The sequence below is a fragment of the Streptococcus sp. HMSC057G03 genome, from assembly GCF_001808745.1.
In the GTDB taxonomy this organism is placed as follows: Bacteria; Bacillota; Bacilli; order Lactobacillales; family Streptococcaceae; genus Streptococcus; species Streptococcus parasanguinis_Z.
Genome location: NZ_KV794428.1, coordinates 24362 through 41698, shown reverse-complemented (window position 1 = coordinate 41698; position 17337 = coordinate 24362). Strand labels below are relative to the sequence as shown.

Below are 17337 nucleotides of genomic sequence, written 5' to 3'. Positions count from 1 at the left end.
TGAGAGGCTAGGACTTTTGTCCCAGCCTCATTTCTTTATCGATAATAGTAATGGAAAAGAGGTTTCTTGGAGACAGAAAAATGATAAATCATCAGATTTTAGTGCTAAATCATGTGAAAAAGAAGAAAGAAAGGATAAAAAATAAGCCTGGCTTGACAGTATTTCTTAGGATCGCGTATACTAGTAGTATAAAATAAGATGAAAGACAGGAGTGCCGACATGAAGCCCAATCTTCAAGATTATCCGAAATTTTATCGTTGGCTAACCCTGCCTTTTACGAGAAAACCACATCGTGTGCAGGTCCTTCAAAGGACGAATCGAATCTTGACGTTCGCCATGCCAGGCATCTACGGCCTGGTCTTTTGTTGGCTGTTTTTAAAGAAAACTTCAATGGGAGGAATCTGGCCTTTTATCTGGATCCCTGCTTCGGGTTTTGTCTTGTTTAGCCTCTTTCGTCATTGGGTCAATGTTCCAAGACCTTATGAAAAATGGGAGATTCAACCATTATTAGAAAAAAATTCATCCGGTCATTCCTTTCCTAGCCGACATGTTTTTTCGGCGACCATTATCTCCATGTGTGTCTGCCAGTTGTCTCTTCCGCTAGGAATGTGCTCGATGCTCCTATCTCTTCTATTAGCCCTTGTCCGAGTTCTTGGAGGAGTTCATTATCCCAAGGACGTTCTCGTCGCTTGGGGATTGGGACTCGTCTGGGGAGGACTCTTTTTGCTGGTTTGAATGAACAAATTCCTAAAAATTGACCTTTGTGTAAGAGTGAAGGATAGTGTATACTGGAAAGTAGATTTAGAATAGGAGAGAAAATGAAGTACAGAAAAGCAAAAAAAGCAGATCTGGGTCAGGTGGTTCGAGTAGCCAGTACAGCTTTTGAGGAGTATCTATTTTTAAAAGTCATCAAAGATTTGGTGCGTGATCCCAAGCAGTATCCTGCCTTTGTTGAGGCCATGATGCGCATCTTGGTAAAGGTTTTTCTCAAGCACCATATTTGCCTTGTGGCAGAAAAGAACGATGAAATTTATGCAGTTGCTTTGTTACAAAAGGGACCGATTCCTTTTCGAGCCTATCTCTTAAATGGGGGATTCGGTTTGCTCAAGTTTATTTCCTTGAAGAATATGTTGTCCTATTTTAAATTTATGGAGGACACGGATAAGGAATTGGAGCAAAATGTAGACTTTGATTGGTATTTGATGCTTCTCGCAGTCGCCCCTAAACACCAACGGCAGGGCTATGGCAGTCGCTTTATGACAGAAGGAATTGAGCCTTTCTTGGAAGGGATCAAAGGGGAAAAACTAGCCTTTTATACCAATACCAAAGGAAATGTCTATTTTTACACGAAAAATGGTTACAAGGAAGTCTATTCAAGTGAGATTAGCTTTAACCAAGTAGAGATGGGTAGTTGGTATTTCTTGAAGGAACTAAAAAAACACTAAGGATACAACCTTAGTGTTTTTTCATTGTAGCTGTGAATCTGCTTGAACACTGAATTTTTCAAAGAAAGCAGTTCGTTCTTCTATGATGGCATCCGTCGGATGTTTGATATTCCGTAAGAGCTCAACAAGGTCCGGCGTGACTTCACGGAGCAGTTGCCCTAAAGACCAGATAGCCGTTGCAATATGAATCTGATTTTGTGAAGTTTCGATGATGTTCAGGAGCTTAGGAATGGCCGAGCGGTCATTGGCATTGGCTAGTGCGATAATGGCATTGCGCTGGAGGATATTTTTGCCTCGCCAGCTTCCAGCAACGTTCCCGAATTTTTCCTTAAATTGACCGTTGGACAGTTCGATAAAGGGAATCAACTCTGGATGAGCCAGATCAGGATCGATTTCTGTTGCCAAGGGATTATCTAGCCCTTTGTTATAAGGGCAGCTAATCTGACAGATGTCACATCCATAGATGACCGTTTTAATTTTCTTGCGAAATTCTAGGTCCATCATGCCCTTGTCTTGGGTTTGGAAGGACAAACAACGCTTGGCATTCATAGAGCCATCTCCGATTAAACAGGAGGTTGGGCAAGCATCTAAACAACGCCGACAGTCTCCACAACCATAGTCGACTGGCTGATCCGGTTCGATTTCGAGGTTGGTAATCAATTCGCCCAGAAACATGTAAGAACCGTATTCTTTTGAAATGACCAAGCCATTTTTTCCGATAAAGCCAATCCCTGCTCGTTGGGCGACAGCCGTATCAACCAATGCTCCAGTATCGACCATGCCCTTGTATTCAAAATCCTGCGTCATTTCTTCAATCCCAGTAGCTAAGCGGTTGAGCTTGTCTTGAAGGACATAATGGTAGTCTAACCCCCAGCTGTTTGGAGTGAATTTTCCTCTTTTATAGGCTGTTTTTTGAGGTTGTTGCTTGAGTTTGTGGGGGTAGGCGACAGCGATTGAGATGATGGTCTTTGCGGAGGAGAGACTTAATTTGGGTTGGATGCGCTCTTCAATATTCTTATGCTCGAATCCAGAATTCCGTCCTTCCTCAACGGCCAAGCGGAGCGATTTTTCCAAATAAGCAAAGTCATCAGCAGTTGTAAATCCAATTTTTGAAATCCCAATAGAATGCGCCAGTTGGATAATATTTTCTTTTAGTGTCATCCCTTTCATTATACACAAAAATGAAGTTTTTGGCGAGAGAGGAAAATAATGGGAAGGGCTTTCAAAAACTTTCTTTTTTTTGTATAATAGAAACATGAAATGCGAGGAGGATATTATGGGACAACCATTATTTTTACATTCAGTCATGCAGGAAAAAATTTGGGGAGGAACTCGTCTGAAAGAAGAATTTGGTTACGAAATTCCGAGCGACCATGTCGGTGAATTTTGGGCGATTTCAGCCCATCCACATGGTGTTTCTAAAGTAGCCAATGGTCCATACGAAGGAATGGGATTGGATCAGCTCTATCAAGAGCACCGGGAATTATTCAGTAATCGTAAAGAGCCTGTCTTTCCTTTATTAACAAAGATTTTGGATGCCAACGATTGGCTCAGTGTACAGGTGCACCCAGATGATACCTATGCAATGGAACATGAAGGAGAACTTGGAAAAACTGAGTGTTGGTATGTGATTGCGGCTGATGAAGGATCTGAGATTATCTATGGACACAATGCCAAGTCAAAAGAAGAACTCCGTCAGCAAATTGAGGACAAGAACTGGGATGCTTTGCTGACAAAGGTTCCAGTCAAGGCTGGAGATTTCTTCTATGTGCCAAGCGGGACCATGCACGCCATTGGTTCTGGAATTTTGATTCTTGAAACCCAACAGTCGAGTGACACCACCTACCGGGTTTATGATTTTGACCGCAAGGATGCTCAAGGAAACTTGCGGGAGCTTCACTTGGAAAAATCGATTGATGTGTTAAACATCGGTGAGCCGGCAAATAGTCATCCAGATACAGTTGTTGTCGATGATCTTCGAATGACCACCTTGGTTGCAAGTGACTTCTTCACCGTTTATAAGTGGGAACTGACTGGAAAAGCTGATTTTGAAAAGACTGCTGATTACAGCTTGTTAAGCGTCTTAGCCGGAGAAGGAAAATTGACGGTAGATGGAAAGGATTATCCTATTCGAAAAGGAAGTCACTTTATCTTACCGAGCGATGTTGAATCTTGGACTTTGGAAGGGCAAGGTTTAGAATTGATCGTGAGTCATCCATAAAAAAGAAAGGGTTTGAGTTAAAAGTTGTGAAACAACTCAAGCCTTTTTTATCTGAAAACTTTTTTTATGTTAAGCCTTGACTCTGACCTAAGGGGAGGGGTTATACTATCCTTGTAATACTCTTCGAAAATCAAATTCAAACCACGTCAGCGTCGCCTTACCGTATATATGTTACTGACTTCGTCAGTTCTATCTACAACCTCAAAGCAGTGCTTTGAGCAACCTGCGGCTAGCTTCCTAGTTTGCTCTTTGATTTTCATTGAGTACAAGGAGGAAATCATGTACCATATCAAAGAAGCTGCAGAGCTGTCGGGTGTCTCTGTCAAGACCTTGCACCACTATGACAAGATAGGACTTCTCGTTCCTGTGAAATCTGAAAATGGTTATCGGACATACAGTCAAGAAGATTTAGAACGATTACAGGTGATTCTCTACTACAAGTATCTAGGATTTTCCTTAGACCAAATAGCAGAACTCTTAGCTGAAGAAAAAGCTAACTTATTGCCCCATTTGACCAAACAGTTGGACTATTTGACTCAAGAAAGACAACGTCTGGATACCTTGATTTCTACCTTGCAAAAAACCATTCAAGAACAAAAAGGAGAAAGAAAAATGACCATTGAGGAAAAATTCACTGGATTTAGCTATCAAGATACTCAAAAATACCAGCAAGAGGCGGTAGAGAAGTACGGTCAAGAAGTCATGGACCAAGCGCTTGAGCGCCAAAAGGGGCGTGAAGATGAGGCTACGGAAGCCTTCAACCAAGTTTTTCAAACTTTGGCGCAAAATCTCAAAGATGGTCTATCCGTATCCGCAAATGAAAATCAAAATCAGGCAGCTAAACTTTTAGAAGCAATTCGAACGTATGGATTTGACTGCTCTATAGAGGTTTTTGGCCATATCGGCAAAGGCTATGTCTATAACCCAGAATTCAAGGAAAACATCGACAAGTTTGGAGCTGGCACAGCCCAGTACACTTCGGATGTCATTGCCCACTATGTGGCACATCAACCCAAATAAAAAAGAGAGAGTGGGACAGAAATCGGTAATTCGTTAGAATTCGATTTCGTCGTCCCACCTCCGCACAGTTGTGTAGGGCTGTAAAAGATGATGAAATCAGCGTAGTAGAGCCCACTCACCCACTGCGTCTTGCTCTACAATCCAAAAATAATTGAGAGGCTAGGATTTTTGTCCTAGCCTCGTTTTTTGCTTGGATCAATTTGAAAAGAAGCTGGCTGATCTAAGAGAGGTTGGATAAATGAACACAATGAAAACTTTACGAAGATTTCACAATTTCAGTTGACAGTCTTGAAAAAAAAGAGTAGAATAACCCCAGTTTTATGAAAAAGAGGCAGGGAATTCCCGGCCTCATGATCTTTTTTCAAGGAGTTTTTTATGTTTTCAACATTGAAAAAATGGTTTATTGGCCGTCCGTTGAAATCTGGTGCAGAAGGTGAAGGCGGATTGCTAGGGAAAATGCAGGCCTTGGCCATGCTCTCTAGTGACGCGCTTTCTTCTATCGCCTACGGTCCAGAGCAAGTTATCCTGGTCTTGATGACCGTTTCAGCGGGAGCCATTTGGTGGTCTATTCCGATTGGGATTGTGGTCCTGATTCTCCTAGCCAGTTTAACGATTTCTTATCGCCAGGTCATTCATGCCTACCCTCAAGGGGGAGGGGCCTACATGGTGACTACGGAGAACTTGTCTCCCAAAGCGGGTTTGATCGCTGGTGGTAGTCTCTTAGTCGACTACATGCTGACGGTAGCAGTATCTGTTTCTTCCGGTGCAGATGCCATCACGTCAGCGATTCCATCTCTTCATCCTTATAATCTTCACATTTCCATTTTGTTGGTCTTGATTTTGATGCTGATGAACCTTCGGGGGCTACGCGAATCAGCTACATCCTTGATGATTCCGGTCTATCTGTTCATTGTCAGTACCATTGCCTTGATCGGCTATGGTGTGATCCAAATCTTGACGGGTCACTTGGCCTATAACGCAACTGCTCATGTGGGTCAAACCATTTCAGGGGTTAGTGTCATTCTCTTATTGCGGGCCTTTACGAGTGGATCGGCTTCACTAACAGGGGTTGAAGCCATCTCCAATTCGGTTCCTTTCTTTAAGAAACCAAAAGCAAAGAATGCAGCCTCTACCTTGACCATCATGGCTTTGATTTTGGGGATCATGTTTGCAGGGATTACCTTCCTCAATTACTGGGTGGGTGTCGTTCCGGCAAAAGGGGTAACAACTCTAGCCCAAATGGCCCAAGCCATCTTAGGGAATTCCCCAGTCGGACAAGCCTTCTTTTACGTCTTCCAATTATCAACAGCCTTGATCTTGGCAGTTGCGGCTAATACCGGTTTCTCAGCCTTTCCAATGTTGGCCTTTAACATGGCTAAAAATAAATACATGCCACACATGTATATGGAAAAAGGGGATCGTCTGGGCTATTCTAATGGGATTTTGACCTTGGCGATTGGTGCCATCGTTTTGCTCTTGATCTTTGATGGGCAAACAGAAAGCTTGATTCCGCTTTATACCATCGGGGTCTTCATTCCTTTTGCCCTTTCTCAAACAGGGATGGTGATCCACTGGAAACGCCAATATCAAAAAGGATTTCTTAAGTATTCGCTTGCCAATATCCTGGGGGCAGCCATCTGTTATGGGATTGTCTTGATCCTCTTATTATTCCGTTTGCGTGAGATCTGGCCCTTCTTCCCTATTATTGGTCTCTTGCTTTGGATGTTCTTGAGTATCCGTAATCACTATGATAAAGTTGCAGCCCAATTGCGCTTGGGAGGTAAGATTGAAAAGACAAGTTATGCGGGCAATACCGTGATTGTCCTTGTTGGGAATGTCACTCAGGTAAGTGTGGGAGCTATGAGTTATGCAAATAGCCTAGGAAACGATGTTATAGCTATGCATGTCTCAACGGAAGAAACCAAGGTTAAAGACGCTGAGGTAGCAGAAGAATTTAAGCGGTATTTCCCTCATATTCGCTTTGAAAATGTCATGACCAGTTACCGGGATATTATCCAGCCAACGGTTGAATTTGTCTCAAAAGTAGCTGAGGAGGCCAAGGAAAAAGGCAACACCGTTACAGTCTTAGTCCCTCAATTTATCCCTAAAAAACATTGGCAAAATATTCTCCACAACCAAATGAGTTTGAAATTGAAGTATGCACTTCGTTGGCATGAAGAAGTGGTTGTGGCAAGCTATTCTTACCATTTGTCTGAATAAACACCGTATATAGAAAAGATGTCTGCTTGAGCAGGCATCTTTTTGGATTTTCTTACACGAAAAAAACCACTCGAAAGTCTTGTAAGATACAGCCTTGATCTTGAAAAAATGTTTAAAAAATGCTAAAATAAAAAGAACATTTTAGATTTTGAAAAATTCAAAGTAAGGAAAAAAATGGCAAATTTATTAAAAACAATTATTGAAAATGATCGAGGCGAAATCAAACGCCTTGAAAAAATGGCTGACAAGGTCTTTTCTTATGAAGACCAAATGGCAGCTTTGACGGATGACGAATTAAAAGCGAAAACAGTTGAGTTTAAGCAACGCTACCAAGATGGTGAGTCTTTGGATGATCTCTTGTACGAGGCTTTTGCAGTTGTTCGTGAAGCTGCAAAACGGGTTCTTGGTTTGTTCCCATACAAGGTTCAGGTCATGGGAGGAATCGTCCTTCACCATGGTGACGTACCAGAGATGCGTACAGGGGAAGGAAAAACCCTGACAGCAACCATGCCGGTATACTTGAATGCCTTGTCTGGCAAAGGGGTGCACGTTGTCACCGTCAATGAATACTTGACAGAGCGGGATGCAACAGAGATGGGAGAACTATACTCATGGCTTGGCCTTTCAGTAGGGATCAACCTTGCAGCAAAATCTCCAGCTGAGAAAAAAGAAGCTTACCTCTGTGATATCACTTACTCAACCAACTCAGAGATCGGGTTTGACTACTTGCGTGACAACATGGTTGTGCGTGCTGAAAACATGGTTCAACGTCCATTGAACTATGCCTTGGTCGATGAGGTAGACTCCATCTTGATTGACGAAGCGCGTACGCCGTTGATCGTTTCTGGTCAAACAGCTTCTGATACGAGCCAGCTTTACCACATGGCGGATGCTTATGTGAAGACCTTAAACGAGGATGATTACATTATCGACGTCCCATCTAAAACCATCGGTTTGTCTGATTCAGGAATCGATAAAGCAGAAAGCTACTTTAATCTTGAAAACTTGTACGATATTGAAAACGTAGCTTTGACTCACTTTATCGACAATGCCCTTCGTGCCAACTACATCATGATTTTGGATATCGACTATGTGGTCAGCGAAGATCAAGAAATCTTGATCGTCGACCAATTTACTGGTCGGACCATGGAAGGACGTCGCTATTCTGATGGACTTCACCAAGCGATTGAAGCCAAAGAAGGTGTTCCAGTTCAAGAAGAAACCAAAACATCTGCGTCGATTACTTACCAAAACCTCTTCCGTATGTACAAGAAGTTGTCAGGGATGACAGGGACAGGGAAAACTGAAGAAGAAGAATTCCGTGAAATTTATAACATTCGCGTGATTCCAATTCCAACCAACCGTCCGATTGCCCGTATTGACCATCCAGACCTTCTCTACCCAAGCTTGAAATCAAAATTCAAGGCTGTTGTGGAAGATGTCAAGTCTCGTCATGAAAAAGGACAGCCAGTCCTAGTAGGTACCGTTGCCGTTGAAACCAGTGATTACCTTTCTCAATTGTTGGTTCAAGCAGGTGTCCCTCACGAAGTTTTGAATGCGAAAAACCACTACAAAGAAGCGCAAATTATCATGAACGCTGGTCAACGTGGTGCTGTTACCATTGCTACCAACATGGCCGGACGTGGTACCGACATCAAGCTTGGTGAAGGTGTTCGCGAACTCGGTGGACTTTGTGTCATCGGGACAGAACGTCACGAAAGCCGTCGGATTGATAACCAGCTTCGTGGACGTTCAGGACGTCAAGGGGATCCAGGTGAATCTCAATTCTACTTGTCTCTTGAAGATGAATTGATGCGTCGTTTCGGTTCTGAACGGATCAAAGCAGTGCTTGATCGCTTCAAGTTGAGTGAAGAAGAATCAGTGATCCGTTCAAACATGTTCACCCGTCAGGTAGAGGGTGCTCAAAAACGGGTTGAAGGAAACAACTACGATACCCGTAAACAAGTCCTTCAATACGATGACGTGATGCGGGAACAACGGGAAATTATCTACGCTGAACGCTATGATGTCATCACAGCTAACCGTGACTTGGCACCTGAAATCAAGGCCATGATCAAACGGACCATCAAACGGATTGTTGAAGGGGCCAGCCACTCAAGCAAGGAAGAACGCGTTGAAGCGATTCTGAACTTTGCCAAATACAATTTGGTTCCGGAAGATACCATTTCTGCAAGCGATATTGAAGGAAAATCTGACAAGGAAGTTATCGATTACTTGTATGCACGTGCAGAAGAAATCTATGCTAGCCAAGTAGCGAAATTGCGTGACGAAGAGTCTGTGCAAGAATTCCAAAAAGTCTTGATCCTTCGTGTGGTGGACAGCAAGTGGACGGACCATATCGATGCTTTGGATCAATTGCGAAATGCGGTTGGACTCCGTGGGTATGCGCAAAATAACCCAGTGGTAGAATACCAATCAGAAAGTTTCCGTATGTTTAACGATATGATTGGATCGATTGAATTTGATGTGACTCGTCTCATGATGAAAGCCCAAATTCACGAACAAGAACGTCCACGTACGGAACACAGTATTTCAACAACTGCGACTCGCAACATTGCAGCGCAACAACAAGATATTCCAGCAGATATTGACTTGTCACAAGTGAAACGCAACGATTTGTGCCCTTGTGGTTCAGGTAAGAAATTCAAAAACTGTCACGGACGTAAATTTTAAGAGCTCCTCTGAAATATAAAGAGGATGGGTCTAGCTAGCATAAGGAGGCCGTATGGTATTCATTACGAAGAGCAATAAGATTGATGAGCAAGAGATCACTTCGCTTTACCGCTTGGAAGGTCCAGCCTTGGAGCGTAAAGAAGCGCGTGATCGAGAATTGGAAGCTATTATCAAAGGAGAAGACCAACGGATCCTTCTTGTGATCGGGCCTTGCTCTTCTGATAATGAAGAAGCTGTGATGGACTATGCCCGTCGCTTGGCAGACTTACAAGAGCAAGTCAAAGATCAGATTTTCATTGTGATGCGGGTCTATACGGCTAAGCCTCGGACCAATGGGGATGGCTATAAAGGCTTGATGCACCAACCAGATACACATGCAGCACCAAGCTTTGTGGACGGTTTGAAAGCGGTCCGACATCTCCACTACCGTGTGATTACAGAAACTGGTTTGACAACTGCGGATGAGTTGCTTTATCCAGCAAGTCTTCCGTATGTTGAGGATTTGATTTCTTATCATGCCATTGGAGCGCGTTCAGTTGAAGACCAGGAGCACCGCTTTGTATCTAGTGGGATCTCTGCTCCGACAGGCATGAAGAATCCAACTTCTGGAAATCTTTCTGTCATGTTCAATGCGATTTATGCAGCCCAACATCCCCAAAACTTTTTGTTCAATGCCCAAGCAGTGGAAACCTCAGGAAATCCTTTAGCCCATGCGATCCTTCGTGGGGGCTTGGATGCAAGTGGTAAGAATATTCCAAACTACCATTATGAAGATTTGCTAGCGGCAGCAAAACGCTATAGCGAAATGGGCTTGCAACATCCCTTCATCCTGGTGGATACCAACCATGACAACTCTGGCAAACAATTCGAAGAGCAAGTACGCATCGTGAGAGAAACCATGATGAACCGTGCTTGGAACAAGGATTTGGCAACTTTAGTTCGTGGTTTCATGATTGAATCCTATCTAGAAGATGGCCGTCAAAATGAACCAGTGGTTTATGGTCAATCCATCACAGACCCTTGCCTGGGTTGGGAAAAAACACAGGCCTTGGTCAAAGAAATTGCAACGATGAATAAGTAAAAGGCAGGGGCGGAAGGAGTGATTCTTTAGCCCCTTCTCTTTTGTCAGTAAAACGATACTGAAACGATAAATAAGGATAAAACAAGATGATCAAAGGACATGGCATCGATATCGAATCGATTGCTGCGATTGAAAAAGCCTATCAGAAGAATACCCGATTCGCTGAAAAAGTCTTAACCGAGGCTGAGCGAGAGCGCTTTGAGGAATTGTCTGGAAAACGGAAAATGGAATTTTTAACGGGCCGATGGTCCGCCAAAGAAGCCTTTTCAAAGGCAATGGGAACAGGGATTGGACCGGTTGGTTTTCAAGAGTTAGAAATTTTAAATGATGCCCACGGAGCTCCCTATTTTTCCAAGTCTCCTTTTTCTGGGAAGGTATGGATTTCGATCAGTCATAAGGGAGACCTAGTGTCGACCAGTGTCATTTTGGAGGAAGAAAATGAAAGCAAGTAAACATAGACCAACGGTTGCAAGAGTCGATTTGGATGCCATTGCCTTTAATGTGCAACAAGTCAGTGAGCATATTCCAAGTCAAGCCTTGAAATATGCAGTCGTCAAGGCCAACGCCTATGGTCATGGGGTTGTTGCGGTGACCAAAAAATTGGCACCTCAGGTAGATGGTTTTTGTGTTTCCAATATGGATGAAGCCCTTGAAATCCGTGAAGAAGGCTTGCAACACCCTCTTTTGATTTTGGGAGTTGTGCCAAGTGAAACAGTGAATCTAGCCAAAGAGCATGACATCCGCTTAACGGTGGCTAGTCTTGCTTGGTTGGACCAATTGCTTGGACAAGAAGCAGATCTTTCAGGATTGAAGGTCCATATTAAGGTGGATTCAGGAATGGGGCGGATTGGATTCAGAACTATCGAAGAGATCAAAGAGGCTGAACGCCTCCTCTTAGCAGCTGGAGCTGAGATTGAAGGGATCTTTACTCATTTTGCGACAGCAGATGAGGCAGATGATCGAAAATTTCAAGCGCAATACCAGTTTTTCAAAGAAGTATTGGCTGCTCTTGAAACCCTTCCTCCTATTGTCCATGCCAGTAATTCTGCCACCTCTTTGTGGCATGCGGATACGATTTTCACAGCTGTGCGCTTGGGAGATGTCATGTATGGCTTGAATCCGAGCGGATCTGTGTTAGCCTTGCCTTATGAAATCAAGCCAGCCTTGAGTTTGGTGAGTGAGTTAGTTCATGTGAAACAATTAGAAGCTGGTCAAGATATTGGCTACGGAGCAACCTATACGACAGAAGAACCCCAATGGATCGGGACGATTCCTATCGGCTATGCGGATGGTTGGATCCGAGAGATGCAAAACTTTCATGTGCTGATTAAGGGGGACTATTGTCCCATTGTTGGTCGCGTTTCGATGGACCAGATTACTGTTCGCCTTCCAGAAGAATTGCCTCTGGGGACCAAGGTTACCCTAATTGGCCGAGATGGAGAAAAAGAAATTACGGCAACAGAGGTTGCAGATTACCGTGGGACCATTAATTATGAAGTGGTCTGTCTCTTGAGTGATCGGATTCCTCGTGACTATACAGGTGAAGAATAAGAAGAAGCAGGTGGGATTTTACCGGATGGACCTGCTTTTTTATAAAAGAAAGGAGGAGAAATGAATCTACACCAACCCTTATCCGTACTGCCTGGAGTCGGTCCAAAATCGGCGGACAAATTTAAAAAGTTAGGGATTGAAACCTTAGAAGATCTGCTTTTGTATTTCCCCTTTCGCTATGAAGACTTCAAAACGCGCAATGTTTTAGAATTGGAAGATGGGGAAAAAGCTGTCATCTCTGGGGTGGTAGCAACACCAGCCAATGTCCAATATTATGGCTACAAACGAAATCGCTTGCGTTTTTCCATCAAACAGGGAGACCAAGTGATTGCGGTTAATTTTTTCAACCAACCCTATCTAGCAGACAAAATTGAGGTTCAGCAGACAGTGGCGATTTTTGGAAAATGGGACAAGGCCAAAGGCAGTTTGACAGGGATGAAACTCCTGGCTCAAGTTGAAGATGATTTGCAGCCAGTCTATCGGGTGACGCAAGGAGTGAGCCAAAACAGCCTGGTGAAATTGATCAAAATAGCGTTCGACCAGGGCTTGGACCAGCTTTTAGAAGAGAATGTGCCCCAAATCTTACGAGAGCGTTATCAACTCATGTCTCGTTCCCAAGCAGTGCAAGCTATGCATTTTCCTAAGGATCTGGCAGAGTACAAGCAAGCCCTTCGCCGGGTAAAATTTGAAGAGCTCCTCTTTTTCCAGCTGCAACTCCAAGTGCTAAAAGAAGAAAATCACGATGCCAGCCAAGGGATTTCCTTGGCCTGGAATCCAGAAAAATTAGCAGAACGAAAAAAACAGCTTCCTTTTGAGCTAACGCAAGCTCAAGAAAACAGCCTGAATGAAATCTTGACAGATATGGCCTCTCCTTATCATATGAACCGCCTCTTACAAGGGGATGTGGGAAGCGGGAAGACAGTCGTGGCCGGTCTTGCTATGTATGCAGCCTTAAGCGCTGGGAAGCAAGCTGCCTTGATGGTTCCAACGGAGATTTTGGCAGAGCAACACAAGGAAAGCTTGCAAAATCTTTTTCCAGATTTGCCAATTGCCCTTCTAACAGGAGGATTAAAGGCGGCTGAGAAACGAGAAGTCTTAGAAGAGATCGCCTCAGGAAAAGCCCAATTGATTGTGGGGACACATGCCTTGATTCAAGAGGGAGTTCACTACCAAGATCTAGGCTTGGTCATTATTGATGAACAGCATCGCTTTGGGGTTTCCCAACGTCGTATTCTTCGAGAAAAGGGACAAAATCCAGACGTCCTGATGATGACGGCTACCCCTATTCCCCGGACCTTGGCTATTACAGCCTTTGGAGATATGGATGTGTCCATCATTGATCAGATGCCTGCGGGACGCAAGGAAATCATCACACGTTGGGTCAAGCATGAGCAGTTAGAAGTGGTCCTCGACTGGTTAGTCAAAGAACTTGGCAAAGGTTCTCAAGCCTACTTTATTTCTCCATTGATTGAGGAGTCAGAGGCGCTAGATTTGAAAAACGCCCTTGCCCTCCAAGAAGAGCTAGAGACCTTCTTTGGGCAGCGAGCACGCGTTTCTCTGCTTCACGGGAAGATGAAAAGTGAAGAAAAAGATGCCATCATGCAGGCCTTTAAAGAGCACCAAGTCGATGTTTTGGTGTCTACGACCGTTATTGAAGTAGGAGTCAACGTACCCAATGCAACCGTTATGGTCATTATGGATGCAGATAGGTTTGGTCTTAGCCAGCTTCACCAGCTACGAGGCCGGGTTGGTCGGGGAAACAAGCAATCCTATGCTATTCTAGTAGCCAATCCTAAGACAGATAGTGGCAAGCAGCGCATGAAAATTATGACAGAGACGACCAATGGGTTTGTGCTAGCGGAAGAAGATTTGAAAATGCGAGGTTCAGGTGAAATCTTTGGAACCCGTCAATCGGGGATCCCAGAGTTTCAAGTGGCTGATTTGGTAGAAGATTATCCCATTCTGGAAGAAGCAAGGAAAGTTGCTAGCCAGATCGTAGCTACACCAAATTGGCGCGAACACCCCGATTGGCATTTGCTCTCGCTTTACTTAGAAAAGAAAGAACATTTAGACTAGAGTATAAAAAGGGAGTAGAGTGGAAATTCTTTGGATTCCACTCTACTCCCTTTAAGATGGCATTTTACGCCCTTTGTATCTTGATGAAATGCGACAGGACGAAGGTGGATCGATACTATCCACCTGAGGAGTTAGTGAGTCGTGTAGGCAAGGCACCATAGTGCTTGCCGTTACACGAATTGAACACGCCCTAAATGCTGTGTGAAAAAGATAAATTCTCTTGTGAGCTTCGCTCCCGGCGACAATTTCCTATTTTCACTTTGCATTTTACGGGCTTTGTATCTTAGTTTACCCTTCGATATAGTCTTTGAGTTCTTGTCCTTTTAGGCCGGCATTGAGGGCGATGAGGAGTTTGATGCGCGCTTTGGGGGCGTTTAATTCTTTGATGAAAAAGACACCTGCTTGATGGAGTTGGACGCCTCCTCCTTCATATGCGTAGACGGGTTCAGCGATTCCATTGAAGCAACGGGATACTAAAGCGATTGGGAGACCTGCATCCATGAATTCTTGGAGTTTATGTGCCGTTTCTTTAGGGATGTTTCCTGCTCCAAAGGCTTCGATAATGAGGCCATCGAGCTTTGAAAGATCCAGCATGTCCAGCAGATCGGTTTTCATCCCTGCATAGGTAGCAATGATCGGAACAAAACCATCGATGGTATCGAGATCAAAGCGCACCCTTGGCTCAGCAGTTTTAAAGAAGAGGATTTCCTTTTTCATGACCAACCCCAGAGGGCCGTGGGTTGGTGTCTGAAAGGTACTGACATTGGTGGTGTGGGTTTTGGTTACGTACTTGGCCGCATGAATTTCATCGTTCATGACGACTAAGACGCCTTTATCGCGTGCTTTTGGATCGGCAGCTACTCGAAGGGCTGTCAGAAAATTATAGACGCCGTCGCTTCCGAGCTCGTTGGAGCTTCGCATAGCTCCTGTAATGACCACACCGATCTCTGGTAACTCCATGGTATCCAAAAAATAAGCCGTTTCTTCCAGCGTATCTGTCCCGTGGGTAATAACGATGCCATCATAGTTGTGAGCTTCCTCTTTGATTTTTTGATACAGGGCTAACATGTGACGAGGAGTCATTTGAGGGCTGGGAAGGTTGAAGAAGTCCTCTGAGGTGACTGCAATCCCTTCAATTGGTGAAGTAACTTGGGTCATGGGATTGACTTCATTGGTAATCACTGCCCCAGAGTCATCTGCCGCCATCGAAATGGTCCCTCCGGTATGTAGTGCTAAAATTTTCTTAAACATGTGAAGCTCCTTGGAATATGTGATATAATTTATTTTATCATAAAAAGAAAGAAACAGTAGACATGGAAATAAAAGCAGTCTTTTTTGATATCGATGGAACCTTGGTCAATGATAGTCGAGCGGTCCTAAAATCAACAGAAAAAGCCATTCAGTCTTTAAAGGAAGAAGGAATCTATGTAGGTCTTGCGACAGGGCGGGGACCGGCCTTTGTCAAACCTTTTATGGAACGCTATGGCTTTGATTTTGCTGTGACCTATAATGGTCAGTATATTTTGACCAAGGAGCGCGTGTTGTATACCAGCCCAATCGATAAAAAGAGTCTGCACCAACTAATTGACTATGCTCGAGAACACCGTAAGGAAATTGCTCTCGGTACCAAGGATGGGGTATTTGGTTCTCGGATCATGAGTTTTGGGATGAGTCCTATTTCAACCTGGTCCAGTCGCTTTGTGCCCCGCAAAATGGCCCGTACCGTCAGTCGAGGATTTAACAAAGTGGTCAGCAAGGTCGTCCCACAAGATCAGGATACCCTCTATGCACTAGCGCAAGAACCAATCTACCAAGTGTTGATCTTATCGAGTCCAGAGGAGACTGCAAAAATTGAAAAAGAGTTTCCGGATCTGAAATTCACACGGTCTAGTCCTTTTGCAGCAGACGTCCTCAACCCAGGCATTTCCAAACTAGAAGGGATCCGCATCGTTGGTCAGGAATTTGGCTTTGACATCGATGAAGTGATGGCTTTTGGAGATTCTGATAATGACTTAGAGATGCTGTCAGGTGTTGGCTTGTCTATTGCGATGGGAAATGGGACGACCAGTGTCAAGGCAATTGCCAAGCATACCACGACTAGTAATGGCAAGGATGGCATTCAAAAGGCCCTGCAACACTTTGGTATTCTTTCAGAGAAAGAGCTCTTTCTTTCTAAGGATGATCACTTCAATAAGGTCAAAACCTTCCATGGTGTGATGGATGGGGAAACCCAGGAGAAACCAGTTGTTTGGCAGCCTCAAGACGCCCTTTATCGAACCATGTTCAAGCAAGAGGAGTTGGTAGAATTTGTCCGAGCAGCTAGCACAAGTGAGGAAGAATTTGACCGCTCGGTCGCAGCTCTTCACGAAGCCTTGGATAAGGCTGCAGATAAGGTTCGGAGCAAGCATCCAGCTGAGATCTCCATGGTAGGGCAGGTTGATGCCTTAATTGATACCCTCTATCTGACTTATGGTAGCTTTGTACTAATGGGGGTCGATCCTGAAGAGGTCTTTGAGATTGTTCACCGGGCCAATATGGGCAAGATTTTCCCAGATGGAAAGGCGCACTTTGATCCAGTAACCCACAAAATTCTGAAGCCAGATGATTGGGAAGAAAAATACGCCCCAGAACCAGCCATCAAAAAAGAACTCGATCGCCAGCTCAAGGCCTACGAAAAACATGCAAAACAAAAAGAAGCAAAAAAAGACAACTAAAAAAGTTTGGAACCTTTGTTCCAAACTTTTTTTAGAATGTAGACAAACTATTTTTTACTAAGATAAGTAAAGTGTTCCACAAAGAAGTCGAAATATGTTCTTATTTTTAAAATTTATAAAAAATATTGAAAAACTTTCCGCCGTGAGAAAAGTGCTAGAAACACTATTGTTTCTAGCACTCGGGAGTTTTGAGAGTAAAACAGTTTGGGAAACTGTTTTAGCCTGAGCCCAGAGATTAAAGAGCGAAGGGGCTCAAAACTTAGTCATGGAACTTCGAAGAAGGTCGCTGACGTCCGTACTCACCTAAGGAAAGTT

Annotated in this window: 13 protein-coding genes; 11 read left to right on the top strand and 2 right to left on the bottom strand. The window is 43.9% G+C overall.

Annotated features, from left to right (window positions below; genetic code table 11):
* Positions 1-219 precede the first annotated feature (219 nt).
* A complete protein-coding gene (locus HMPREF2686_RS06890) occupies positions 220-735 on the top strand; it encodes a phosphatase PAP2 family protein (RefSeq protein ID WP_070449910.1) in 516 nt (171 codons plus the stop codon).
* An 83-nt stretch (positions 736-818) separates the two neighbouring features.
* Complete coding sequence (locus HMPREF2686_RS06885) at positions 819-1445, top strand: GNAT family N-acetyltransferase (RefSeq protein ID WP_070449907.1); 627 nt, start codon at positions 819-821, stop codon at positions 1443-1445.
* Positions 1446-1466: 21 nt separating this feature from the next.
* Here HMPREF2686_RS06885 and queG read toward each other — a convergent pair whose 3' ends face one another.
* Positions 1467-2606 carry a tRNA epoxyqueuosine(34) reductase QueG gene (gene queG / locus HMPREF2686_RS06880; protein ID WP_049522814.1) on the bottom strand — a complete coding sequence of 380 codons (1140 nt, stop codon included), beginning with the start codon at positions 2604-2606 and terminating at the stop codon, positions 1467-1469.
* A gap of 115 nt (positions 2607-2721) precedes the next feature.
* Between queG and manA the strand changes: the two genes are divergently transcribed.
* The 8 genes from manA (at position 2722) to recG (ending at position 14308) form a co-directional block, all read left to right on the top strand.
* Positions 2722-3666, top strand: coding sequence for a mannose-6-phosphate isomerase, class I (gene manA, locus HMPREF2686_RS06875; protein WP_049522813.1), 945 nt, complete (start codon positions 2722-2724; stop codon positions 3664-3666).
* Between the two features lie 279 nt (positions 3667-3945).
* Complete coding sequence (locus tag HMPREF2686_RS06870) at positions 3946-4686, top strand: MerR family transcriptional regulator (protein ID WP_049523116.1); 741 nt, start codon at positions 3946-3948, stop codon at positions 4684-4686.
* A gap of 375 nt (positions 4687-5061) precedes the next feature.
* A complete protein-coding gene (locus tag HMPREF2686_RS06865) occupies positions 5062-6906 on the top strand; it encodes an APC family permease (RefSeq protein WP_070449905.1) in 1845 nt (614 codons plus the stop codon).
* Between the two features lie 174 nt (positions 6907-7080).
* Positions 7081-9600: a preprotein translocase subunit SecA gene (secA, locus tag HMPREF2686_RS06860; RefSeq protein WP_009731577.1), complete on the top strand. Its 2520-nt coding sequence runs from the start codon at positions 7081-7083 to the stop codon at positions 9598-9600.
* A gap of 52 nt (positions 9601-9652) precedes the next feature.
* Positions 9653-10681, top strand: coding sequence for a 3-deoxy-7-phosphoheptulonate synthase (locus tag HMPREF2686_RS06855; RefSeq protein WP_003014498.1), 1029 nt, complete (start codon positions 9653-9655; stop codon positions 10679-10681).
* An 86-nt stretch (positions 10682-10767) separates the two neighbouring features.
* Entirely contained in the window at positions 10768-11133 is a 366-nt protein-coding gene (gene acpS, locus HMPREF2686_RS06850; RefSeq protein WP_049484011.1) for a holo-ACP synthase, read from the top strand.
* Positions 11120-12232 (top strand): alanine racemase, encoded by a 1113-nt coding sequence (gene alr, locus HMPREF2686_RS06845; protein ID WP_049506485.1) that lies wholly within the window; start codon positions 11120-11122, stop codon positions 12230-12232. Before acpS ends, alr begins: the two co-directional genes overlap by 14 nt.
* A gap of 60 nt (positions 12233-12292) precedes the next feature.
* The gene (recG, locus tag HMPREF2686_RS06840; protein WP_049474054.1) at positions 12293-14308 is read left to right on the top strand and encodes an ATP-dependent DNA helicase RecG; all 2016 of its coding nucleotides are present in this window, start codon (positions 12293-12295) and stop codon (positions 14306-14308) included.
* Positions 14309-14596: 288 nt separating this feature from the next.
* On the opposite strand, the gene HMPREF2686_RS06835 is transcribed toward recG, so the two are convergent.
* Entirely contained in the window at positions 14597-15559 is a 963-nt protein-coding gene (locus HMPREF2686_RS06835; RefSeq protein ID WP_070449903.1) for an asparaginase, read from the bottom strand.
* 62 nt (positions 15560-15621) lie between these two features.
* On the opposite strand from HMPREF2686_RS06835, the gene HMPREF2686_RS06830 reads away from it, so the two are divergent.
* Positions 15622-17022, top strand: coding sequence for a Cof-type HAD-IIB family hydrolase (locus HMPREF2686_RS06830; protein WP_070449899.1), 1401 nt, complete (start codon positions 15622-15624; stop codon positions 17020-17022).
* The last annotated feature ends 315 nt before the right edge of the window (positions 17023-17337 follow it).